This window comes from Variovorax restrictus, assembly GCF_051216715.1.
GTDB lineage: Bacteria > Pseudomonadota > Gammaproteobacteria > Burkholderiales > Burkholderiaceae_C > Variovorax.
On the sequence record NZ_JBPJZH010000001.1, the window covers coordinates 2,087,440 to 2,110,995 of the forward strand.

The window sequence follows — 23,556 nt, forward strand, 5'->3', positions numbered from 1 at the left end:
GAACGAAATCGGGTTGGAACAACCGAGTGCCGGGCGGACGAACGCGTCGGCGAGGCTCGGGTTCCGCCGTCGTTGGCGGAGGCGATGACCGCCGCAGCGGCACTGCGGCGGCGGTCAGCTCATGTCACGCACGAACTGTGCCCGGCGATTTGGGCCGAGGGACGAGGAAATCGGTGCCGTGCGGGCATGCCGCGCACCATGTCGGCGCCGGATGGGGCGACCACCCCCAACAATGGGGCGAAACGGCGGCGCAGCGCTCAGGCTGCCGCTTCGAGCCCGTTGCTGAAATGCTCGCGCATGCGGAGCATCGCGGCCGCAGGGTCCCGCGCCAGAATCGCCGCCATCAGCGCGCGGTGTTCCCGCAGCGATTCGTCGATGCGCCCCGACTTGAGCAGCGAGTTGTGGCGGTTGAGCTTCATCACCTTGCGCAGGTCGGCCACCATCTGGTCGCGCCAGCGGTTGTTGGCGATGGCGAGCAGCTGCATGTGAAAACGCTCGTTGATGGCGAAGAAGTGCTCGCGGTCGACCTGGCCCGGAAGGGCGGCGGCTTCCAGTTCGGCATGCAGCACCTGCAGGGTGTGCAACTGGGCCTCGGTCGCGCGCTCGGCCACCACACCGGCCGCGTCGGCCTCCAGCAGCGAGAGCAGGTGGTAGACGTCCGCCAGGTCCTGCTGCGACACCTCGGTCACATAGGCGCCACGCCGCACCTTCATCGTCACCAGGCCTTCGGCGGCCAGCACCTTCAGCGCCTCGCGTAGGGGCGTGCGGCTGATGCCGTATTCCTCCGCGATCTTCATCTCGTCGATCCAGCCGCCCGGCTCGAGTTCGCGGCTGAAGATGCGCTGGCGCAGCAGTTCGGCCACCTCCTCATAGAGGGCGCGAGGCGTGAGGGTTGCGGCGGACATGGCGCGAATGTACCGCAGAAATTTCGTTTGAATTAATAATTACGGATGGTTAGACTCGGCTAAACCATTACCGAGACGAGCGCGGACCACCGCGTCCGCGAAGCCATGAGCACTCCCGAACCGACCTTCAAAACCGCCGACCTCGCCGCCTGGACGAAGGCCGCGGCCAAGTCCGCGCCCGGCGGCAACCTCGAGGCGCTGAACTGGCGCACGCCCGACGGCATCACCGTCAAGCCGCTCTACACCGCGGCCGACCTGCAAGGCCTGAAGTACACCGACACGCTCCCTGGTTTCGAGCCCTACCTGCGCGGCCCGCAGGCCACGATGTACGCGGTGCGCCCCTGGACCATCCGCCAGTACGCGGGATTCTCGACGGCCGAGGAATCGAACGCCTTCTATCGCAAGGCGCTGGCCGCGGGCGGGCAGGGCGTGTCGGTCGCGTTCGACCTGGCCACGCACCGCGGCTACGACAGCGACCACCCGCGTGTGACCGGCGACGTCGGCAAGGCCGGCGTGGCAATCGATTCGGTCGAGGACATGAAGATCCTGTTCGACCAGATCCCGCTCGACAAGGTCTCGGTGTCGATGACGATGAACGGCGCGGTGTTGCCGGTGCTGGCGGGCTACGTGGTCGCGGCCGAAGAGCAGGGCGTGGCGCAGGACCAGCTCAGCGGAACCATCCAGAACGACATCCTCAAGGAGTTCATGGTCCGCAACACCTACATCTTTCCGCCCGCGCCGAGCATGCGGATCATCGGCGACATCATCGAGTACACGGCGCAGAAGATGCCCAAGTTCAACTCGATCAGCATCAGCGGCTACCACATGCAGGAAGCCGGCGCCAACCAGGCGCTGGAGCTGGCCTTCACGCTGGCCGACGGCAAGGAATACGTGAAGACCGCGCTGGCCAAGGGACTCGACGTGGACGTGTTTGCCGGGCGCCTGAGCTTCTTCTGGGCCATCGGCATGAACTTCTACCTCGAAGTGGCCAAGATGCGCGCCGCGCGCCTCTTGTGGTGCCGGCTCATGAAGGAGTTCGAGCCCAAGAACCCCAAGAGCCTGATGCTGCGCACGCACTGCCAGACCTCGGGCTGGTCGCTGACCGAGCAGGACCCGTACAACAACGTGGTGCGCACCACCATCGAGGCGATGGCCGCGGTGTTCGGTGGCACGCAGTCGCTGCACACCAATGCGCTCGACGAAGCCATCGCGCTGCCGACCGAGTTCAGCTCGCGCATCGCACGCAACACGCAGCTCATCATCCAGGAAGAGACCCACATCACCAGCGTGATCGACCCTTGGGCCGGCAGCTACATGATGGAGAAGCTCACGCAGGACATGGCCGACGCCGCCTGGACCATCATCGAAGAGGTCGAGGCGATGGGCGGCATGACCAAGGCCGTCGACAGCGGCTGGGCCAAGCTCAAGATCGAGGCGGCCGCGGCCGACAAGCAGGCGCGCATCGACTCGGGCCGCGACGTGATCGTCGGCGTCAACAAGTACAAGCTCAAGACCGAGGATGCGATCGAGAGCCTGTCGATCGACAACATGAAGGTGCGCGACGGGCAAATCGCCAAGCTCAAGGCCATTCGCGAGACGCGCGACAGCGCGGCCACGCAAGCAGCACTCGATGCGCTGACCGCCGCTGCCGAGAGCGGCGAAGGCAATCTGCTCGCGCTGAGCATCGATGCGGTGCGCCTGCGCGCCACGGTCGGCGAGATCAGCGATGCGCTGGAGAAGGTCTACGGCCGCCACCGCGCCGACACGCAGAAGGTCACCGGCGTCTACGCTGCAGCCTACGACTCGGCCGAGGGCTGGGAAGCGCTGCAGCACGAGATCGCCGCCTTCGCCGAGGAGCAAGGCCGCCGTCCGCGCGTGATGATTTCCAAGCTGGGCCAGGACGGGCACGACCGCGGCGCGAAGGTTGTCGCCACCGCCTTCGCCGACCTGGGCTTCGACGTCGACATGGGGCCGCTGTTCCAGACGCCGGAGGAATGCGCCCGCCAGGCCATCGAGAACGACGTGCATGCGGTGGGCGTGAGCACGCTCGCGGCCGGCCACAAGACGCTGGTGCCCGCCATTATCGAAGAACTCAAGAAGCAGGGCGCCGACGACATCATCGTGTTCGTCGGCGGCGTGATCCCGCGCGGCGATTACGAGATGCTGTACGAGGCCGGCGTGAAGGGCATCTACGGGCCGGGCACGCCGATCCCGGCGAGTGCCAAGGACGTGCTGGAGCAGATTCGGGCCTCATTGGCCACTGCGGCTTGATCGTGGCGGAGGTCGCGGTGGCGCTCGAAGCGGCGCTGACAGGTTCTGCGCCCATGGCGCAGCGCCGTGCCATCGCCAAGGCGATCACGCTCCTCGAATCCACGCGGCCCGATCACCGCCTGCAGGCCGACCAACTGCTGACCGCGCTGCTGCCGCGCACCGGTGATTCGTTTCGCCTCGGCATCTCCGGCGTGCCGGGCGTAGGCAAGTCCACGTTCATCGAGACGCTCGGGCTCTTCCTGATCGAACAGGGGCATCGCGTGGCGGTGCTCACGATCGACCCGTCGTCCACCGTGTCTGGCGGCTCGATCCTCGGCGACAAGACGCGCATGGAACGGCTGTCGGTGCACGAGAAGGCCTACATCCGACCGAGCCCGTCGAGCGGCACGCTGGGCGGTGTGGCCGAGAAGACGCGCGAGGCGATGCTGGTGTGCGAGGCGGCCGGCTACGACGTCGTCATCGTCGAGACGGTGGGCGTCGGCCAGAGCGAGACCGCCGTGGCCGGCATGACCGACATGTTCGTGCTGATGCAGCTGCCCAATGCCGGCGACGACCTGCAGGCCATCAAGAAGGGCGTGATGGAAATCGCCGACCTGGTGGTCATCAACAAGGCCGACCTCGACCGCGATGCCGCCACCCGCGCGCAGGCGCAGATCACGTCGGCGCTGCGGCTCTTCGGCCACCACGGCAACCCGGCGCATGCCGAGATGCTGAAGGCCGCGCATGCCGAGCCCGGCTCGCCCGAGGCCGAAGTCCGTTTCTGGCAGCCGCAGGTGATGCAGCTCAGCGCGCTGCTGGGCACGGGCGTCGATGCCTTCTGGGCGGCGGTGATGCGGTTCAAGCAACTGCAGGGCGCCAACGGCCGGCGCGCCACGCGCCGCGAGAAGCAGGCCTTGTCGTGGATGTGGGAACGCATCGACGCCGGCCTGAAGCAGGCCTTTCGCCAGCACCCGGCGGTGCGCGCGCTGCTGCCCGACACCATCGTGCAGGTGGCCGCGGGCCGCTTGCCCGCATCGACCGCGGCACGCCAGCTGCTCGCCGCGCAAGCGTCGCGGGCGCCCGATTCCGAGACCCCTTCCGATTCATCTTCCTGATCGAATGCCATGAAAGAAATCCTCGAACAACTTGAACAACGACGGGCCCAGGCGCGCCTCGGTGGGGGGCAGAAGCGCATCGACGCGCAGCACAAGAAGGGCAAGCTGACGGCGCGCGAGCGCATCGAGCTGCTGCTCGACGACGGCACCTTCGAGGAATGGGACATGTTCGTCGAGCACCGCTCGGTCGACTTCGGCATGGCCGACAACAAGATCCCGGGCGACGGCGTGGTCACCGGCTACGGGATGATCAACGGCCGCCTGGTCTTCATCTTCAGCCAGGACTTCACCGTGTTCGGCGGCGCGCTCAGCGAAGCGCATGCCGAGAAGATCTGCAAGGTGATGGACCAGGCCATGAAGGTCGGCGCACCGGTCATCGGCCTCAACGACTCGGGCGGCGCCCGCATCCAGGAAGGCGTGGCCTCGCTCGGCGGCTATGCCGACGTGTTCCAGCGCAACGTGATGGCCTCCGGCGTGGTGCCGCAGATCAGCATGATCATGGGTCCGTGCGCCGGCGGCGCGGTGTATTCGCCCGCCATGACCGATTTCATCTTCATGGTGCGCGACAGCTCCTACATGTTCGTCACCGGCCCCGAGGTGGTGAAGACCGTGACGCACGAGGACGTGACGGCCGAGGAGCTGGGCGGCGCGATCACGCACACCACCAAGAGCGGCGTGGCCGACATGGCCTTCGAGAACGACGTCGAGGCGCTGATGATGCTGCGCCGGCTCTACAACTACCTGCCGCTCAACAACCGCGAGAAGCCGCCCGTGCGGCCGAGCGGCGACCCGGCCGACCGCGCCGACCTGTCGCTCGACACGCTGGTGCCCGAGAACCCCAACAAGCCCTACGACATGAAGGAGCTGATCACCAAGGTGGTCGACGACGGCGACTTCTTCGAGCTGCAGCCCGACTACGCGAAGAACATCGTGATCGGCTTCGCGCGCATGGAAGGCCAGAGCGTGGGCATCGTGGCTAACCAGCCGCTGGTGCTGGCCGGCTGCCTGGACATCAAGAGCTCGATCAAGGCGGCGCGCTTCGTGCGCTTCTGCGATGCGTTCAACATCCCGGTCGTGACCTTCGTCGACGTGCCCGGCTTCATGCCCGGCACCAGCCAGGAGTACGGCGGCATCATCAAGCACGGCGCCAAGCTGCTGTATGCCTACGCCGAGTGCACCGTGCCGAAGATCACCGTCATCACGCGCAAGGCCTACGGCGGCGCGTACGACGTGATGGCCTCGAAGCACCTGCGCGGCGACGTCAACCTGGCCTGGCCACGCGCCGAGATCGCAGTGATGGGTGCCAAGGGCGCGGTCGAGATCATCTTCCGCGAAGACAAGAACGACCCCGAGAAGCTCGCCGCCCGCGAAGCCGAATACAAGGCCCGCTTCGCCAACCCGTATGTGGCCAGCACGCGCGGCTACATCGACGACGTGATCCTGCCGAGCGAGACACGCAAGCGCATCTGCCGCTCGCTCGTCATGCTGCGCGAGAAGAAGCTCGAGAACCCGTGGCGCAAGCACGGCAATATCCCTCTCTGAAAAGACCAAGATGTTCAAGAAAGTTCTCATTGCCAATCGCGGAGAGATTGCCTGCCGCGTCATCAAGACCGCAAAGAAAATGGGCATCCTCACGGTCGCCGTCTACTCCGACGCCGACAAGGATGCGCGCCATGTCGAACTCGCCGACGAGGCCGTGCACATCGGCGGTTCGGCCAGCCGCGACAGCTACCTGCAGGCCGACCGCATCATCGCCGCGTGCAAGAAGACCGGCGCCGAGGCGGTGCACCCGGGCTACGGCTTCCTGTCGGAGAACGAGGCCTTCGCGCGCAAGGTCGAGGAAGAGGGCATTGTGTTCATCGGGCCGAAGCACTACTCGATCGCGGCGATGGGCGACAAGATCGCGTCCAAGAAGCTCGCGAACGACGCCAAGGTCAACACGATTCCCGGATGGAACGAAGCCATCGAATCGGCCGAGCGCGCGGTGCAGATCGCCAAGGACATCGGCTACCCCGTGATGATCAAGGCCTCGGCCGGCGGCGGCGGCAAGGGCCTGCGTGTGGCCTTCAACGACAAGGAGGCGCTCGAGGGCTTCACGGCCTGCCAGAACGAAGCGCGCAACTCCTTCGGCGACGACCGCATCTTCATCGAGAAGTTCGTCGAACAGCCGCGCCACATCGAGATCCAGGTGCTGGGCGACTCGCAAGGCAACGTGATCTACCTGAACGAGCGCGAATGCTCGATCCAGCGGCGCCACCAGAAGGTGATCGAGGAGGCGCCGTCCCCCTTCATCAGCGACGCGACGCGCAAGGCGATGGGCGAGCAGGCCGTGGCGCTGGCAAAGGCCGTGAAATACCAGTCGGCCGGCACCGTCGAGTTCGTCGTGGGCAAGGACCAGGACTTCTACTTCCTGGAGATGAACACGCGGCTGCAGGTGGAACACCCGGTCACCGAGTGCATCACCGGCATCGATCTCGTCGAGCTGATGATCCGCGTCGCCGCGGGCGAACCGCTGCCGCTGAAGCAATCGGACGTGCGGCGCAATGGCTGGGCCATCGAGTGCCGGATCAACGCCGAGGACCCGTTCCGCAACTTCCTGCCGTCGACCGGCCGGCTGGTGAAGTTCCAGCCGCCCAAGGAGACGATGTTCTCGGCCGACACCGAGCACCTGTATGGCGTTCGCGTCGACACCGGCGTCTACGACGGCGGCGAGATCCCGATGTTCTACGACTCGATGATCGCCAAGCTGATCGTGCACGGCAAGGACCGTGCGCATGCGATCGCGATGATGCGCGAGGCGCTCAACGGCTTCGTGATCCGCGGCGTGAGCAGCAACATCCCGTTCCAGGCGGCACTGCTCGCGCACCCGAAGTTCGTCGCCGGCGACTTCAACACGGGTTTCATCGCCGAGCACTACAGCCAGGGCTTCCACGCCGAAGACGTGCCGCACGAAGACCCGAGCTTCCTGGTCGCGCTCGCGGCCTTCATGCACCGCCGCTACCGCGCCCGCGCCTCCGGCATCAGCGGCCAGCTCGACGGCCATGGCGTGAAGATCGCCGAGCAGTTCGTGGTGGTCACGCTCGATGCGAAGGGCGAGCACCAGCACACGCCGGTGTCGGTAACCGACTTCAAGGGCGCGACCGGTGCGAGCACCGTGGAGGTGGGCGAGAAGAGCTACCAGATCGCCAGCAGCGCGTCGCTCGGTGCCGTCCGCATCGAGGGGCTGGTGAACAACCGGCCGTTCGTGGCCCAGGTCGAACGTGGCGCGGGCAAGAACCCGCTGGCGCTGCGCGTGTCGCACGACGGCACGCAGATCGAGGCGATGGTGCTGTCGCCGCTGGGTGCGCGGCTGCAGAAGTTGATGCCCTACAAGGCGCCGCCGGACCTGAGCAAGTTCCTGATGTCGCCGATGCCGGGCCTGCTGGTCGAGGTGTCGGTACAACCAGGGCAGCAGGTGCAGGCCGGAGAGAAGCTCGCGGTGATCGAGGCGATGAAGATGGAGAACGTCCTCTTCGCCACGCAGGATGGCGTGGTCGGCAAGATCTCCGCGGCCAAGGGCGAATCGCTCGCGGTCGACCAGATCATCCTGGAGTTCAACTGATGGGTGCCAATGACCTGCAGGCCGTGACGATTCACCGGCCGGCCAGGGTGGCTGCGCCGCAAGGCGAGTGGACGGTCGAGGCGATCCAGGCGCTGCTCGACAAGCCGCTGATGGATCTGCTCTTCGAGGCGCAGACCGTGCATCGCCAGCACTGGCCCGAGGGCACTATCGAACTGGCCACACTGCTGTCGGTCAAGACCGGCGGCTGCCCCGAGAACTGCGGTTACTGCCCGCAGGCGTCGGCGTTCGACACCGGTGTGAAGGCCGAGAAGCTGATGGCGGTCGACGAGGTGGTGCGCGCCGCGCAAGCCGCCAAGGACGCGGGCGCGACGCGCTTCTGCATGGGCGCGGCATGGCGCGCGCCGAAGGACCGCGACATCGAGAAAGTGGCCGAGCTCATCGGCGCCGTGAAGGACCTGGGCCTGCAGACCTGCGCCACGCTGGGCATGCTCGAAGCGCATCAGGCCACGGCGCTGAAGGACGCCGGGCTCGACTACTACAACCACAACCTCGACACCGCGCCCGAGTACTACACCGACGTGGTGAGCACGCGCGCCTACCAGGACCGGCTCGACACGCTGCAGCATGTGCGCAGCGCCGGCATCAGCGTGTGCTGCGGCGGCATCGTGGGCATGGGCGAAGCGCCGGTGCATCGTGCCGGGCTCATCGCACAACTGGCCAACCTGCAGCCCTACCCCGAGTCGGTGCCGATCAACAGCCTGGTGCGCGTGCCTGGCACGCCGCTGGCCGACAGCGCGCCGATCGACCCCTTCGACTTCGTGCGCGTGATCGCGGTCGCGCGCATCACGATGCCCAAGGCGCGCGTGCGGCTCTCGGCCGGTCGCCAGCAGATGGGCGATGCGGTGCAGGCGCTGTGCTTCATGGCCGGCGCCAATTCGATCTTCTATGGCGACAAGCTGCTGGTCACCGGCAACCCCGACGTGGAAGCCGACGTGCAACTTCTGCGCAAGCTGGGCCTGAAGGCCCGCCAGGTTTCAACGAGCGAAGGGGCCGGGGCATGACACGTCCGTTCAAGGTGCTGGGCATCCAGCAGATCGCCATCGGCGGCCCGGACAAGCTGCGCCTGCAGAAGCTCTGGGTCGACATGCTCGGCCTCGAGGTCACGGGCACGTTCAAGAGCGAGCGCGAGAACGTCGACGAGGACATTTGCGCCATGGGCGTCGGCCCTTTCAAGGTCGAAGTCGACCTGATGCAACCGCTCGACCCGGACAAGAAGCCTGCGGTGCACGCCACACCGCTCAACCATGTGGGGCTGTGGATCGACGACCTGCCGAAGGCCGTCGAATGGCTCACCGCGCAGGGCGTTCGCTTCGCGCCGGGTGGCATTCGCAAAGGTGCGGCCGGCTTCGACATCTGCTTTCTGCACCCGAAGGCGAACGATGAATTTCCGATCGCTGGCGAGGGCGTGCTGATCGAGATGGTGCAGGCGCCGGCCGAGGTCGTGAAGGCCTTCGCCGCGCTGGCGGCAGCGTCGCGCTGAGTTTGCGGCCGGGTCTGTCAGCGCTTCGCGTTGCGGGCGCGGGTCAGCGCGGCTTCGACGATCGAGCGTTTGCGCGCATCGGCGTCGGGCGCGGCAGCGGCCGGCGTTGCTTCGGCCGCCGGCGTGGCGCGGCGTTGCTGGTGCACGGTGTAGCGCGCCAGGGCCGCATCGGCCTGTGCCTTCGACCAGGCCTGCCATCCGGTGCGGCCGGGCGTTTCGTTCTCGAGCGCGATGCAGTCGACCGGGCAGACCGGGATGCACAGCTCGCAGCCGGTGCAATGCGCCTCGATGACGGTGTGCATGCGCTTGTGAATACCGATGATCGCGTCGGTCGGGCAGGCGTCGAGGCACAGCGTGCAGCCGATGCACCAGGCCTCGTCGATCACGGCCATGGCGCGCGGGCCTTCGTCACCGCAGGTGGCGTCGAGCGGCAGCACCGGCGTGCCGGTCAACGCCGCGAGGCGGGCAACGCCTTCGGCGCCACCGGGCGGGCAGCGGTTGATGGCCGCGCCTTCGTGCGCGATCGCCTCCGCGTAAGCCTGGCAATCGGGATAGCCGCAACGCGTGCACTGCGTCTGCGGCAAGGCGTCGTGCAGGCGCAGGGCGAGCACGACGGGTGGGGTCATCGCAGGATTAGCGTTCACCTCGGCGGGCCGGGGCCGCCTTGCGTGCAGCGGTCTTGACGACGACCTTTTTGGCGGCAGCCTTCGGTGCCGGAGCCTTCGTCGCCGCAGCCTTTGCGACGGGTCGAGTGGCATTTTTCGCTGGCGCGGCGGTGGCGCGGCGGACCGGCTTGACCATCACGGTGTCTTCAGCCGTCACTGCGGCGGGCGCCGAGGCGATGGCGCGCTTCTGCGGTGCATCGTGCGTGGCGATGAAGGCCTTGAGCTGCGGATACACCACGTCGCGCCAGCGGCGGCCGCTGAAGATGCCGTAGTGGCCGGCGCCCGGCACCTCGAAGTGTTGGCGTTGCGCTGGCGGGATGCCCGTGCACAGGCCATGGGCCGCCTGGGTCTGGCCCGAACCGGAGATGTCGTCGAGTTCGCCTTCGACCGTGAGCATCGCGCTACCGGTGATGTCCTGCGGCTTCACCCGTTCGATGGAGCCGTCGGCGTTGCGCACGTCCCAGGTGCCGTTGACCAGCAGGCATTCCTGGAAGACGACGCGGATGGTCTGCAGGTAGTAATCGGCATCCATGTCGAGCACAGCGTTGTACTCGTCGTAGAACTTTCGGTGCGCCTCGACGCTCGCGTCGTCGCCCTTGATCAGGTCCTTGAAGTAGTCGTAGTGGCTGGTCGCGTGCCGGTCGGGGTTCATCGCGACGAAGCCCGTGTGCTGCAGGAAGCCGGGGTACACGCGGCGGCCGGCGCCCGGGAAGTTCTCGGGGACGCGGTAGATCACGTTGTTCTCGAACCACTCGAAGCTCTTGTTCATCGCGAGGTTGTTCACCGCCGTGGGCGACTTGCGCGCGTCGATCGGGCCACCCATCATCGTCATCGACAGCGGCGTCTGCTCGCCGCGGCTCGCCATGAGCGACACCGCCGCCAGCACCGGCACCGTAGGCTGGCAGACGCTGATCACGTGGCAGTTGCCGTACTCGGCCTGCAGCAGGCGGATAAATTCTTCGACGTAGTGGATGTAGTCGTCGAGGTGGAAGGCACCTTCCGACAGCGGAACCGTGCGGGCATTCTTCCAGTCGGTGATGTAGACCTTGTGGTCTTTGAGCATGGTGCGCACCGTGTCGCGCAGCAGCGTGGCGTAGTGGCCCGACAAGGGCGCGACGATCAGCACCACGGGCTGCGCCTTGAGCAGCTGCAGCGTGGCCGGGTCGTCGGTGAAGCGCTTGAACCGGCGCAGCTCGCAGAAGGGCTTGTCGAGTGCAATCGCCTCCTGAATGACCACGTTGTTGCCGTCCACGTCGACAGACGTGATGCCGAACTCCGGCTTCTCGTAGTCTTTGCCGAGCCGGTACAGCAGGTCGTAGCCGGCAGCCATGCGCTGGGCCATCGGCGTGTGCGACAGCGGCGAGGTGCCGTTGCTGAAGAGCTTGGCCGCGGCCTGGGCGAAGTCTGTCATCGGTTCCATCAGGGACCGCTGGGCTTCGTAGAGGTGATAGAGCATGGTGATCCCTGGAGGACTGGTTGTTGCAGTGCAATATATCGGCAGAACCAGGGTTCGGGCGTAGGGTCCGAACCCTAAGCCGCGTCACGCAACTGTCACCTAGTTGACTCCGCCTCTCAAATGACCTTCGCGATGCTCTGGCAGACGTAGTCGATGTTCTCGCTGTTGAGCGCGGCGACGCACATCCGGCCGGTGTCGGTGCCGTACACGCCGAATTCGTTGCGCAGGCGCACCATCTGGTCCTTCGTGAGGCCGGAATAACTGAACATGCCGATCTGCGTGGTGATGAAGCTCATGTCCTGCTTCACGCCAGCAGCCTTCAGACCGTCGACGAGCGTTTGGCGCATCGCCTTGATCCGTGTGCGCATCTCGGCAAGTTCCTTCTCCCAAACCGCGCGGCGGGCCGGGTCGTTCAGCACGGCGGCCACCACGGCGCCGCCGTGGATCGGCGGGTTGCTGTAGTTGGTGCGGATCGCGATCTTCAGCTGCGACAGCACGCGGGCGCCTTCTTCCTTGCTTTCGCACAGCACCGACAGGGCGCCGACGCGCTCGCCGTACAGGCTGAAGCTTTTGGAGAACGAGGTGGAGACGAAGAAGCTCAGGCCGGCGTCGACGAACTTGCCGACCACCGCGCCGTCTTCGGCGATGCCGTGGCCGAAGCCCTGGTAGGCCATGTCGAGGAAGGCGGTCAAGTTCTTGGCCTTGACGGCGGCGATGACCTGGTCCCACTGCGCGGCCGTGATGTCGTAGCCGGTCGGGTTGTGGCAGCAGGCGTGCAGCACGACGATGGTGCCGGCCGGTGCGGCGTTCAGCGCAGCCAGCATGCCGTCGAAGTTCACGCCGCGCTTGGCGGCGTCGTAGTAGGGATAGCTCTCGACCACGAAGCCGGCGTTGGTGAACAGCGCGCGGTGGTTTTCCCAGCTCGGGTCGCTGATGAGTACCTTGGCGTTCGGGCTGAGCTTCTTGAGGAAGTCGGCGCCGACCTTCAGGCCGCCGGTGCCGCCGATGGCCTGGATCGTGGCCACGCGGCCCGACGTGACCGCCTCGCTGTCGGCACCAAAGACCAGACCCTTGACGGCGTTGTCGTAGGCGACGATGCCGTCGATCGGCAGGTAGCCGCGGGCGGTCGGCGTCTTCATCATGTCTTCTTCGGCAGCCTTCACGCAGGCGAGCAGCGGCAGCTTGCCGTTGTCGTCGTAGTACACGCCGACGCCGAGGTTGACCTTGTGGGGGTTGCTGTCGGCGGCGTATTGCTCGTTGAGACCAAGGATCGGGTCGCGCGGCGCCATCTCGACGGCGGTGAACATAGACATGAAGAAGTCCTCTGGATGAATCTGGCAGGGAGCCCGAAGCTGGTTTAGGCTTTCGGGTTGCCTTGAATTTTACCGACCGCCCGCCAACTGGTACGGACCGCCCATGCCCGATACGACCGAAGTCATTCCCGAACCCACCCACGCCGACCCGGTCGGGCCTGCCAAAGAAGGCGTCTTCCTGACCTTTCCCGGTTCACCGTTCGAGCTTTTTCAGCCCTATCCCCCGGCCGGCGACCAACCCGCGGCCATCGACGGCCTCGTGGAAGGCGTGGAAAACGGGGAGGTGTTCCAGACGCTGCTGGGCGTGACCGGTTCGGGCAAGACCTTCACCATGGCGAACGTCATCGCCCGGCTGGGACGGCCGGCCATCGTGTTCGCGCCCAACAAGACGCTCGCCGCCCAGTTGTACAGCGAATTCCGCGAGTTCTTCCCGAAGAACGCGGTCGAGTACTTCGTCAGCTACTACGACTACTACCAGCCCGAGGCCTACGTGCCGCAGCGCGACCTGTTCATCGAGAAGGACAGCTCGATCAACGAGCACATCGAGCAGATGCGGCTGTCGGCCACCAAGAGCGTGCTGGAGCGGCGCGACACGGTGATCGTCGCCACGGTGAGCGCCATCTATGGCATCGGCACCCCCGAGGACTACACGCAGATGCGCTTCATCATGCGCATCGGCGACAAGATCGGCCAGCGCGACGTGATCGGGCGGCTGATCCGCATGCAGTACACGCGCAACGAGCAGGATTTCTCGCGCGGCACGTTCCGGGTGCGTGGCGACACCATCGACGTGTTCCCGGCCGAGCACAGCGAGCTGGCCATCCGCATCGAGCTGTTCGACGACGAGATCGAGACTTTGCAGCTGTTCGACCCGCTCACCGGTCGCATCCGCCAGAAGATCCCGCGCTTCACGGTGTATCCGTCGAGCCACTACGTGACGCCGCGCGACAAGGTCATGACCGCGGTCGAGACCATCAAGCTGGAGCTGGTCGATCGCGTCAAGGAGTTCGTCGGCCAGGGCAAGCTGGTCGAGGCCCAGCGGCTGGAGCAGCGCACGCGCTTCGACCTGGAAATGCTGGCCGAGATCGGCCACTGCAAGGGCATCGAGAACTACTCGCGGCACCTCTCGGGCGCGGCGCCGGGCGACCCGCCCGCCACGCTGACCGACTACCTGCCGAAGGACGCGCTGATGTTCCTCGATGAGAGCCATCAGATGATCGGCCAGCTCGGCGGCATGTACAACGGCGACCGCGCTCGCAAGACCACGCTCGTCGAGTACGGCTTCCGCCTGCCGTCGGCCATGGACAACCGGCCACTCAAGTTCGAGGAGTTCGAGCGGCGCATGCGGCAATGCATCTTCGTGTCGGCCACGCCGGCCCAGTACGAGATCGACCATGCGGGCAACGTCGTCGAGCAGCTGGTACGCCCGACCGGCCTGATCGACCCCATCGTCGAGGTGCGGCCGGCCACCCACCAGGTCGACGATGTGCTGGGCGAGATCCGCCTGCGGGTCGACAAGAACGAGCGGGTGCTCATCACCACGCTCACCAAGCGCATGGCCGAGCAGTTGACCGACTACCTGGGCGACAACGGCGTCAAGGTGCGCTATCTGCACAGCGATGTCGACACCGTGGAGCGCGTGGAGATCCTGCGCGACCTGCGGCTGGGCACCTTCGACGTGTTGGTCGGCATCAACCTGCTGCGCGAAGGGCTCGACATTCCTGAGGTGTCGCTGGTCGCCATCCTCGACGCGGACAAAGAGGGCTTTCTGCGCGCGGAGCGCAGCCTGATCCAGACCATCGGCCGCGCGGCGCGGAACCTGAACGGCAAGGCCATCCTCTATGCCGACCGCATGACCGAGTCGATGAAGAAGGCCATCGGCGAGACCGAGCGGCGGCGCACCAAGCAGATCGCCCACAACGAGGCGAACGGCATCACGCCGAAGAGCATCGTGAAAAAGGTGCGCGACCTCATCGATGGCGTCTACAGCGAGAAGACGGGCAAGGAAATGGCCAAGCTCGAACTGGAACGCGCCAAGGTCGAGGACATGAGCGAGAAGGACATCGCACGGGAGATCAAGCGGCTCGAAAAGCAGATGCTCGAACACGCCCGCAACCTCGAATTCGAGAAGGCGGCGCGGGTGCGCGATCAGCTCGCACAGCTGCGGGAGCAGGCCTTCGGCGCGGCCGGCGGCGACAACATCGCGCCGCTCTGACGACTCCAGGCTCCGAACGGTTTACCCGAGCGCGTTTGAGGGCCTTCTGCTATACTTGACCGAAACAGTCAACAACAAGACTGCACAACAAAAACTTCGCGATGAAGGGCTGGCTCCGACCAAGGTGGTTGCGAGCCGGGCAGGGCGGAGACCACGCCATCCGGCAATTGTCGGGTGTCAATGTAACGAAGCACAAGGAGCTTGCGATGCGTCTCACTACCAAAGGTCGTTTTGCCGTGACCGCCATGATCGACCTGGCGCTTCGCCAGAACACCGGTCCGGTCACGCTGGCCGCGATCAGCCAGCGCCAGCAGATCTCGCTGTCGTACCTCGAGCAGCTGTTCGGCAAGCTGCGCCGCCACGAGCTGGTGGAATCGACGCGCGGCCCCGGCGGCGGCTACAGCCTCGGCCGCAAGGCCGCCGAGATCACTGTCGCGGACATCATCGTCTCGGTCGACGAGCCGATCGACGCCACGCATTGCGGCGGCAAGGAAAACTGCCTGGGCGAAGCTGGCCGCTGCATGACGCACGAGTTGTGGGCCTCGCTGAACCAGCGCATGGTCGAGTTCCTCGACTCCGTGACGCTGCAGAAGCTGGTCGATGACCAGATCGCCAAGGGTGTGCAGATTGAGAACAAACCGGCCGTGAAGCGCGCCATCTCTGCGCAACCGGTCGTCAAGCCCATCCGTGTGAACGCGCCGAATTCGGTGTTTGCGCTGGGCAACGCCTTCGCCAAGTCGTGATCGAGGGCGGCGCCTCGGCGCCGCGTGTTGAACATCCGACCGAAAACCAAGAAACCCCACGAGTCTGAGTGAGCCATGGACGTCACCCCGCATTTCCCCATCTACCTTGATTACGGCGCGACCACGCCGGTCGACCCGCGCGTCGTCGACGCCATGATTCCGTGGTTGCGCGAGCACTTCGGCAACCCGGCGTCGCGCAGCCATGCGTGGGGCTGGGAGGCCGAGGAGGCCGTCGAGAAGGCGCGCGTCGACGTGGCCGAGCTCATCGGTGCCGACCCGCGCGAGATCGTCTGGACCTCCGGTGCCACCGAGTCGAACAACCTGGCCCTCAAGGGCGCGGCGCAGTTCTACAAGGGCAAGGGCAAGCACCTGATCACGGTGAAGACCGAGCACAAGGCGGTGCTCGACACCATGCGCGAGCTGGAGCGCCAGGGCTTCGAGGTGACGTATCTCGACGTCGAGGCAGACGGCCTGCTCGACCTGGAGAAGTTCAAGGCGGCGGTCCGCCCCGACACCATCCTGGCCAGCGTGATGTTCGTGAACAACGAGATCGGCGTCATCCAGGACGTGGTCGCGCTGGGCAACCTCTGCCGCGAGAAGGGCGTGATCTTCCACGTCGACGCGGCCCAGGCCACCGGCAAGGTCGAGATCGACATGAAGTCGCTGCCCATCGACCTGATGAGCCTCGCCTCGCACAAGACCTACGGTCCGAAGGGCATCGGTGCGCTGTACGTTCGCCGCAAGCCGCGCGTGCGGCTCGAAGCGCAGATGCACGGTGGCGGCCACGAGCGCGGCATGCGTTCGGGCACGTTGCCCACGCACCAGATCGTCGGCATGGGCGAGGCCTTCCGTATCGCCAGGCTGGAAATGAAGGACGACCTGGCCAAGGCCACGGCGCTGCACAAGCGCCTGCTGGACGGCTTCAAGGATGTGGAGCAGGTCTTCGTCAACGGCGACCTCGAACGCCGCGTGCCGCACAACCTGAACATCAGCTTCAACTACGTCGAGGGCGAGTCGCTGATCATGGGCATCAAGGGCCTGGCGGTGTCGAGCGGGTCGGCCTGCACGTCGGCCAGCCTGGAACCCAGCTACGTGCTGCGCGCCCTGGGCCGCAGCGACGAGCTGGCCCACAGCAGCCTGCGCATGACCATCGGCCGCTTCACGACCGAAGAAGAGATCGACTACGCGATCTCCACCATCAAGCACAACGTCGCCAAGCTGCGTGAACTGAGCCCCCTGTGGGAAATGTTCAAGGACGGCATCGACATCAGCACGATCCAGTGGAGTGCTCACTAGCTCGCCCCCAGGTCGCTGCGCACTTCGTGTCGCGACTCCCACCCCCTACCGGGGGCAACACCAGCGGCCTGGCAAGCCAGTTCCGCGGTGTTTCTGGAAATAAGAATCCGCTGAGTTTCAGCGCAACGAATCGATAAAAAGAGGTACCACATGGCTTACTCTCCCAAGGTCATCGACCACTACGAAAACCCCCGCAACGTCGGCTCGTTCGAAAAGGGCGACGACTCCGTCGGCACCGGCATGGTCGGTGCGCCCGCTTGCGGCGACGTCATGAAGCTGCAGATCAAGGTCAACCCGGAAACCGGCGTGATCGAAGACGCGCGCTTCAAGACCTACGGCTGCGGCTCGGCCATCGCCTCGTCGTCGCTCGTGACCGAATGGGTCAAGGGCAAGACGCTCGACGAAGCAGCGGCGCTGAAGAACGCGCAGATCGCTGAAGAACTGGCGCTGCCTCCCGTGAAGATCCACTGCTCGATCCTCGCCGAAGACGCCATCAAGGCAGCAGTCAACGACTACAAGCAGAAGCACGGTGCCGCCGTGGCATCGGCTGAAACGGCGGTCCACTGACATGGCTGTGACGCTCACCGAAGCGGCTGCGCGCCACGTCAACCGTTACCTCGGGAAGCGGGGCAAGGGCGTGGGCGTGCGGCTGGGTGTCAAGACCACCGGCTGCTCCGGCCTGGCCTACAAGCTGGAGTACGTCGACGAACTGACGCCCGACGACGTGGTCTTCGAGGACCAGGGCGTGAAGGTGCTGGTCGACCCGAAGAGCCTGGCCTACATTGACGGCACACAACTCGACTTCGTGCGTGAAGGCCTGAACGAAGGCTTCAAGTTCATCAACCCGAACGAGCGCGACCGTTGCGGCTGCGGAGAGAGTTTCAGAATCTAGCCCACCCCCGAAGCGGCTCACTTCGTGTAGCCGCCTCCCCCTCGAGGGGGCAACACCAGCGGCCCAACAAAGCCGGTTCCGCGGTGTTCCTCGAAGTGGCACCGACAGCCGCCGCTTACTTTGCAGGCGGTTTTTTTATGCCATGAACCTTCAAGACACCGATTTCGAACTCTTCGGCGTGCCGCCTACCTTCGCCCAGGACCGCGCCGCGCTCGACGCGCGCTGGAAGGAATTGCAGCGCGAGGCGCATCCCGACCGCTTCGCGTCGCAAGGCGCGGCGGCCCAGCGCATCGCCATGCAGTGGTCGGTGCGCATCAACGAGGCCTACCAGCGGCTGAAAGACCCGATGCGCCGCGCCGGCTATCTGTGCGAGCTGAACGGCGCCCCGATCGAGGCCGAGAACAACACCGCGATGCCCGGCGAGTTCCTGATGCAACAGATGGAATGGCGAGAGTCGCTGGACGATGCGACCACCCTCGCCGACGTCGACGCGCTGCAGGCCGAGGTCGATGCCGCGCGGGCAGGCGCGTTGTCGTCACTTGACCGCCTGATCGACGAGAAGGCCGACTTCCCGTTGGCGTCGAGGCAGGTGAGAGCCCTCATGTTCATCGAGCGCTTTGCGCAGGATGTCGAGGCGAAAGCCGACGCATTGGGACAATAGCGGCATGGCACTTCTTCAGATTTCCGAACCGGGCCAGGCGCCCGACCCGCATCAGCGCCGCATCGCCGTGGGCATCGACCTCGGCACGACGCATTCCCTGGTCGCGGCCGTGCGCAATGGCGTGGCCGAGTGTCTGCCGGACGGCCAGGGACGTGTGATCCTGCCGTCGGCCGTGCGCTACCTCGATGGCGCCCGCCGCCAGATCGGCTTCGACGCGGTGGCCGCGCGCGCGCAGGATCCGGCCAACACCATCACCTCGGTCAAGCGCCTCATGGGCCGCGGCCTGGCCGACATCGCGCACCGCGATGCCATGTCGTATGGCTTGGTCGACGAAGGCGGCATGGTGAAGGTGCGCACCGTCGCCGGCATCAAGTCGCCGGTCGAGATCAGCGCCGAGATCCTGGCCACGCTGCGCTACCGTACCGAGGATACGTTCGATGACGAACTGCATGGCGCCGTCATCACCGTGCCGGCGTACTTCGACGAAGGTCAGCGTCAGGCCACCAAGGACGCGGCGCAGCTGGCGGGCCTGAACGTGCTGCGCCTCATCAGCGAACCGACGGCTGCGGCCATCGCCTATGGGCTCGACAACGGCAGCGAAGGGGTCTACGCCGTGTACGACCTGGGCGGCGGCACCTTCGACATTTCGATCCTGCGGCTGACGCAGGGCGTGTTCGAGGTCATCGCAACCGGGGGCGACTCGGCCCTGGGCGGCGACGATTACGACCACGCGCTGGCCGACGCTGTGCTGGCGCAGGCCGGGCGCCAGGCCGTCAACGACAGCGATCGCGCGGCCCTGCTGGTCGCCGCGCGCGCGGCGAAGGAAGCGCTGACCGATGCCGATGCGGCACCTTTCGTGGCCATGCTCGGTGGCGATGAGCTGCGCGTTGACGTGACGCGTGCTCAGTTCGATGCGGCGACGCAGACGTTGACGGCGCGCACCATCGCCGCCGTGCGCAAGGCGCTGCGCGATGCGAAGCTCAAGCCCGATGACCTGCAAGGCATCGTGCTGGTCGGCGGGTCCACGCGCATGCCGCAGATCCGCGAGACGGTGGCCGCGTTCTTCGGGCGCGCGCCATTGACCAACCTGAACCCCGACGAGGTGGTCGCGCTCGGCGCCGCCATCCAGGCCAACCAGCTGGCGGGTAACAACGGCGCGGGCGATCTGTTGCTGCTCGACGTGATTCCGCTGTCGCTCGGCATCGAGACGATGGGCGGGCTGGTCGAGCGCATCGTGCCGCGCAACCAGACCATTCCAACGGCGATGGCGCAGGACTTCACCACCTACCAGGACGGCCAGACGGCGCTGGCGCTGCATGTGGTGCAGGGCGAGCGCGACCTGGTGGCCGACTGCCGCAGCCTCGCGCGCTTCACGCTGCGCGGCATCCCGCCGATGGCCGCCGGCGCGGCGCGCATCCGCGTGACCTTCACCGTCGACGCCGACGGCCTGCTGAGCGTGAGCGCGAAGGAGCAGGGCAGCGGCGTGGAAGCGAGCGTGACCGTGAAGCCGTCGTATGGCCTGTCGGACGACCAGATCGCCACCATGCTGCAGGAAAGCTTCTCGACCGCCCAGCAGGACATGCAGGCGCGCGCGCTGGTCGAGGCGCGTGTCGACGCCGACCGCATGCTGCTCGCCACCCAGAGCGCGCTCGATGCCGACGGCGACCTGCTGTCGGACGAAGAGCGCGCCGCCATCGATGTGCTGATGGCCGGCCTGCGTGACGCGGTGTCCGCGACCGACGCGGCCGTGGTCGAAGCGGCTACCAAGGCGCTGGCCGAAGGCACCGAAGCCTTCGCCGCGCAACGCATGAACAATGGCATCGCGCGCGCGCTGTCGGGCCGCAAGGTCGAATCCCTCTAGAACCACAACGTCGATGCCCACGATCAAGATCCTTCCCCACCCGGAGTACTGCCCGCAGGGCGCCGAGGTGAACGCGCCGGCCGGCACCTCCATCTGCGAGGCGCTGCTCGAGCACCACATCAACATCGAACATGCCTGCGAGATGAGTGCTGCCTGCACGACCTGCCATGTGGTGGTGCGGCAGGGCTTCAACTCGCTCAATGCCTCGGACGAAGTCGAGGACGATCTGCTGGACCGTGCCTGGGGCCTCGAGCCGCAGTCGCGCCTGAGCTGCCAGGCCATCCTCGCGCAGGAAAATGTGACGATCGAGATCCCGAAGTACTCGATCAACCACGCCAAGGAGAATCATTGATGTCGCGATTGATTGTCCTCGACACCGAAACCACCGGCCTGTCCGCGGAGAATGGCGACCGCGTCATCGAACTGGGCTGCGTGGAGCTGTTCAACCGCAAGCTGACCGGCAACGACCTGCACATCTACTTCAACCCGGAGCGCGAAAGCCACGAGGACGCGTTGAAGGTGCACGGGCTCACCACCGATTTCCTGCGTGACAAGCCGAAGTTCGCGACGCTCGCGAACGACGTGGTGGAGTACTTGCGCGGCGCCGAACTCATCATCCACAACGCGGCCTTCGACGTCGGCTTCCTCAACAAGGAACTCGAGATGGCGGGCCTGCCGCCGCTGCGAGAATTCGTCGCCGAAGTGACCGACACGCTGGCTATGGCCAAGGCGGTGTACCCGGGCAAGCGCAACTCGCTCGATGCGTTGTGCGACCGCTTTGGCATCGATCGCTCGAACCGCACCTTCCACGGCGCCAAGCTCGACGCGCAGCTGCTCGCCGATGTGTACATCAACCTCACTCGTGGGCAGGACGCGCTGCTCATCGATGTCTCCACGAACGAACCCACGCTTGGGACGGTGGTAGCGGTCGACCTGCGCAGCTTCGTACTGCCGGTGCTGATGGCGACGGACCACGAACTCGCGGCGCACGACGACCTGCTGGGGCAGCTCGACAAGTCGAGCAAAGGCCAGACGCTCTTTCGCCAGATCGACGTGCAGGGCCTAAACGCTGTGGCATAATCTGAGGCTTCGCACATTGCTGCGAAGACATCGATCGGCATGTTCATGCCGAGAGGGCGGTTAGCTCAGGGGTAGAGCACAGCATTCACACTGCTGGGGTCGGAGGTTCGAAACCTCCACCGCCCACCAATTTCCCACACCAGATTCGTTCGTCGCAGCGCCTGCTGTCGGCCCGCGCCGACGTCGACAACGGTTGCGCACTGGCGCGTTCTGGCGCGGAGGCTCGTAGAACTGTGGCACATCCAACGTCAAGGAGTGTCCCATGGCCACCAGCCCCGATCTACCGTCTCCCATCACTCCGGACGGGCCGACCCAGCCTGATCCTGCGGATCTGCCGGTCGAGCCCGATCAACGTGTCAGCTCTGCGTTCAGAGCCAGTCGTCTCGTATTTCCAGGCGTGGCACTGGCCATTAATCTCAGCGCACGTGCGCCGAGGCAGTTCATGCGCGTTGCGACCTACCGTTGGCGTGCGCCCTCCACAGCCCTGGTTTGATCGCGCGCCAGAGCCGCTAAGCTCGCGGCATGGACGAAATTGATTGTGTTGTCATTGGCGCAGGTGTTGTAGGTCTCGCCGTCGCGCGAGCCCTTGCCCTGCAAGGCCGCGAAGTGCTGGTGCTCGAGTCCGAGGGTGCCATCGGCACGGGGACCAGTTCCCGTAACAGCGAAGTGATTCATGCCGGTATCTATTACGCGGCCGGTTCTCTGAAAGCGCGCCTGTGCGTCGAAGGGCGCCATGCCCTGTACGCGTATGCGGTCGATCGAGGTGTGCCGCATCGGCGCTGCGGCAAATTGATCGTGGCCACGTCTGAGGCTCAGGTCGCCCAGCTCGAAGCCATCTTGGCGAAGGCGCATGCGAACGGCGTCGACGACATGGTGCTGTTGTCTGCGGCTGAGGCTCGCGCGCTCGAACCACAGTTGGCCTGCCTGGCCGCTTTGCACTCCCCAAGCACCGGCATTGTCGACAGTCACGCGCTGATGTTGAGCCTGCAGGGTGACTTGGAGAACGCGCGCGGGATGGTCGCGCTGATGTCACCGGTCGCAAGTGCAGTCTGCACGCCACAGGCCATCGAACTGACCAGTGAAGACGGCACGCAGCTACGCTGCGCCACCGTGGTCAATGCCGCAGGCCTGACGGCACCGCTGCTCGCCAAGCGTTTCGAGGGGCTGCCGCAGTCCTCGGTGCCCGAGGCGTATTACGCCAAGGGGAACTACTTCACCCTGGCTGGGCGCGCGCCGTTCCAGCGCCTGATCTATCCGGTGCCCGAAGCCGCAGGGCTGGGGGTTCATTTGACGCTGGATCTCGGCGGCCAGGCCAAGTTCGGGCCTGACGTGCAGTGGGTCGATTCACCGGATGACCTCGTGGTCGACCCGCGGCGCGGCGATGCCTTCTACGACGAGGTCCGCCGTTACTGGCCGGCCTTGCCGGACGGTGCGTTGATCCCCGGCTACGCGGGCATCCGTCCCAAGATCTCGGGCCCCGACGAGCCGGCGCGCGACTTCATGATCTCGGGCCCGGAGACCCATGGCGTGCCTGGTCTGGTGAACCTGTTCGGCATCGAATCCCCCGGGCTGACGAGCAGCTTGGCCATCGGACGACATGTGGCGGAATTGCTCGCACGATGATCATCAGCCTGTAACATTCAACGATCCATCACGGAGGAATTGACCCATGAGTGCATCCAACAACCTCGAAGCCGCCGCCAATGCGGTGGTCGAAGACATCGCCAGCGACGTGAAGGGCGTACTCGGCGGCAAGGACCTCGAGTCCAACCCCCAGATCAAGGCGCTGCGCCAGCGCGTTGAAGCCAAGTTGGCCATTGCGCGCGAGCTCGCCGCCGAGAAAAGCAAGATCGCCGCCAAGAAGGCCAAGGACGCGGCCAGCACGGCCAATGCCTACGCGCACGACGAGCCCTGGCAGATCGCTGCCGGCGCGCTGGCCGCCGGCGTGCTGATCGGCCTGCTGCTCGGTCGCCGCTGAGTCCTCTGGCCGAAGCGGACGGGC

21 protein-coding genes and 1 tRNA gene are annotated in these 23,556 nt (G+C 65.9%); 18 read left to right on the forward strand and 4 right to left on the reverse strand.

The annotated features are described in order from the left end of the window. Positions 1-257: 257 nt before the first annotated feature. A complete protein-coding gene (locus ACSFA0_RS09875) occupies positions 258-905 on the reverse strand; it encodes a GntR family transcriptional regulator (RefSeq protein WP_435450009.1) in 648 nt (215 codons plus the stop codon). A 105-nt stretch (positions 906-1,010) separates the two neighbouring features. Between ACSFA0_RS09875 and scpA the strand changes: the two genes are divergently transcribed. The 6 genes from scpA to ACSFA0_RS09905 are packed head-to-tail and all read left to right on the forward strand — an operon-like array spanning position 1,011 to position 9,372. Then, complete coding sequence (gene scpA / locus ACSFA0_RS09880; RefSeq protein ID WP_435450010.1) at positions 1,011-3,176, forward strand: methylmalonyl-CoA mutase; 2,166 nt, start codon at positions 1,011-1,013, stop codon at positions 3,174-3,176. 53 nt (positions 3,177-3,229) lie between these two features. Beyond that, a complete protein-coding gene (gene meaB / locus ACSFA0_RS09885) occupies positions 3,230-4,270 on the forward strand; it encodes a methylmalonyl Co-A mutase-associated GTPase MeaB (RefSeq protein ID WP_435450011.1) in 1,041 nt (346 codons plus the stop codon). Positions 4,271-4,279: 9 nt separating this feature from the next. Next, positions 4,280-5,812, forward strand: a complete 1,533-nt coding sequence (locus ACSFA0_RS09890; RefSeq protein ID WP_435450012.1) for an acyl-CoA carboxylase subunit beta — start codon at positions 4,280-4,282, stop codon at positions 5,810-5,812. Between the two features lie 10 nt (positions 5,813-5,822). Beyond that, positions 5,823-7,871, forward strand: a complete 2,049-nt coding sequence (locus tag ACSFA0_RS09895) for an acetyl-CoA carboxylase biotin carboxylase subunit (protein ID WP_435450013.1) — start codon at positions 5,823-5,825, stop codon at positions 7,869-7,871. Beyond that, complete coding sequence (gene bioB / locus ACSFA0_RS09900) at positions 7,871-8,893, forward strand: biotin synthase BioB (RefSeq protein ID WP_435450014.1); 1,023 nt, start codon at positions 7,871-7,873, stop codon at positions 8,891-8,893. Before ACSFA0_RS09895 ends, bioB begins: the two co-directional genes overlap by 1 nt. After that, complete coding sequence (locus tag ACSFA0_RS09905) at positions 8,890-9,372, forward strand: VOC family protein (RefSeq protein WP_435450015.1); 483 nt, start codon at positions 8,890-8,892, stop codon at positions 9,370-9,372. Before bioB ends, ACSFA0_RS09905 begins: the two co-directional genes overlap by 4 nt. A gap of 17 nt (positions 9,373-9,389) precedes the next feature. Here the strand turns inward: ACSFA0_RS09905 and ACSFA0_RS09910 are convergent, their stop codons facing one another. From ACSFA0_RS09910 to ACSFA0_RS09920, 3 genes are all read right to left on the reverse strand, one after another. Continuing rightward, positions 9,390-9,998 carry an RnfABCDGE type electron transport complex subunit B gene (locus ACSFA0_RS09910; RefSeq protein ID WP_435450016.1) on the reverse strand — a complete coding sequence of 203 codons (609 nt, stop codon included), beginning with the start codon at positions 9,996-9,998 and terminating at the stop codon, positions 9,390-9,392. A 7-nt stretch (positions 9,999-10,005) separates the two neighbouring features. Continuing rightward, positions 10,006-11,493, reverse strand: coding sequence for a polyhydroxyalkanoate depolymerase (locus tag ACSFA0_RS09915; RefSeq protein WP_435450017.1), 1,488 nt, complete (start codon positions 11,491-11,493; stop codon positions 10,006-10,008). A 116-nt stretch (positions 11,494-11,609) separates the two neighbouring features. Beyond that, a complete protein-coding gene (locus ACSFA0_RS09920) occupies positions 11,610-12,806 on the reverse strand; it encodes an amino acid aminotransferase (protein ID WP_435450018.1) in 1,197 nt (398 codons plus the stop codon). 103 nt (positions 12,807-12,909) lie between these two features. Here ACSFA0_RS09920 and uvrB point away from each other — a divergent pair, with 103 nt between their 5' ends. The 12 genes from uvrB to ACSFA0_RS09980 all read left to right on the forward strand — a co-directional run bounded on the left by uvrB (position 12,910) and on the right by ACSFA0_RS09980 (position 23,532). Beyond that, positions 12,910-15,021 carry an excinuclease ABC subunit UvrB gene (uvrB, locus tag ACSFA0_RS09925; RefSeq protein WP_435450019.1) on the forward strand — a complete coding sequence of 704 codons (2,112 nt, stop codon included), beginning with the start codon at positions 12,910-12,912 and terminating at the stop codon, positions 15,019-15,021. A gap of 206 nt (positions 15,022-15,227) precedes the next feature. Further along, positions 15,228-15,764, forward strand: coding sequence for a Fe-S cluster assembly transcriptional regulator IscR (gene iscR / locus ACSFA0_RS09930; RefSeq protein ID WP_286645076.1), 537 nt, complete (start codon positions 15,228-15,230; stop codon positions 15,762-15,764). A 75-nt stretch (positions 15,765-15,839) separates the two neighbouring features. Further along, positions 15,840-17,060: an IscS subfamily cysteine desulfurase gene (locus ACSFA0_RS09935; protein ID WP_435450020.1), complete on the forward strand. Its 1,221-nt coding sequence runs from the start codon at positions 15,840-15,842 to the stop codon at positions 17,058-17,060. Between the two features lie 150 nt (positions 17,061-17,210). Beyond that, positions 17,211-17,627 carry a Fe-S cluster assembly scaffold IscU gene (gene iscU / locus ACSFA0_RS09940; RefSeq protein WP_286645078.1) on the forward strand — a complete coding sequence of 139 codons (417 nt, stop codon included), beginning with the start codon at positions 17,211-17,213 and terminating at the stop codon, positions 17,625-17,627. 1 nt (position 17,628) lies between these two features. Beyond that, positions 17,629-17,952 (forward strand): iron-sulfur cluster assembly protein IscA, encoded by a 324-nt coding sequence (iscA, locus tag ACSFA0_RS09945; RefSeq protein WP_435450021.1) that lies wholly within the window; start codon positions 17,629-17,631, stop codon positions 17,950-17,952. A gap of 142 nt (positions 17,953-18,094) precedes the next feature. After that, positions 18,095-18,613 (forward strand): Fe-S protein assembly co-chaperone HscB, encoded by a 519-nt coding sequence (gene hscB / locus ACSFA0_RS09950; protein WP_435450022.1) that lies wholly within the window; start codon positions 18,095-18,097, stop codon positions 18,611-18,613. Positions 18,614-18,617: 4 nt separating this feature from the next. Beyond that, on the forward strand, positions 18,618-20,474 hold the full coding sequence (gene hscA / locus ACSFA0_RS09955; protein ID WP_435450023.1) for a Fe-S protein assembly chaperone HscA: 1,857 nt from the start codon (positions 18,618-18,620) through the stop codon (positions 20,472-20,474). Positions 20,475-20,487: 13 nt separating this feature from the next. Next, positions 20,488-20,826 (forward strand): ISC system 2Fe-2S type ferredoxin, encoded by a 339-nt coding sequence (gene fdx, locus ACSFA0_RS09960; protein ID WP_435450024.1) that lies wholly within the window; start codon positions 20,488-20,490, stop codon positions 20,824-20,826. Beyond that, positions 20,826-21,554, forward strand: coding sequence for a DNA polymerase III subunit epsilon (dnaQ, locus tag ACSFA0_RS09965; protein WP_435450025.1), 729 nt, complete (start codon positions 20,826-20,828; stop codon positions 21,552-21,554). Before fdx ends, dnaQ begins: the two co-directional genes overlap by 1 nt. 54 nt (positions 21,555-21,608) lie before the next feature. Beyond that, a tRNA-Val gene (locus tag ACSFA0_RS09970) sits at positions 21,609-21,683 on the forward strand. 393 nt (positions 21,684-22,076) lie between these two features. Next, entirely contained in the window at positions 22,077-23,177 is a 1,101-nt protein-coding gene (locus ACSFA0_RS09975; RefSeq protein WP_435450026.1) for an NAD(P)/FAD-dependent oxidoreductase, read from the forward strand. Between the two features lie 46 nt (positions 23,178-23,223). After that, the gene (locus tag ACSFA0_RS09980) at positions 23,224-23,532 is read left to right on the forward strand and encodes a glycine zipper domain-containing protein (protein ID WP_435450027.1); all 309 of its coding nucleotides are present in this window, start codon (positions 23,224-23,226) and stop codon (positions 23,530-23,532) included. The last annotated feature ends 24 nt before the right edge of the window (positions 23,533-23,556 follow it).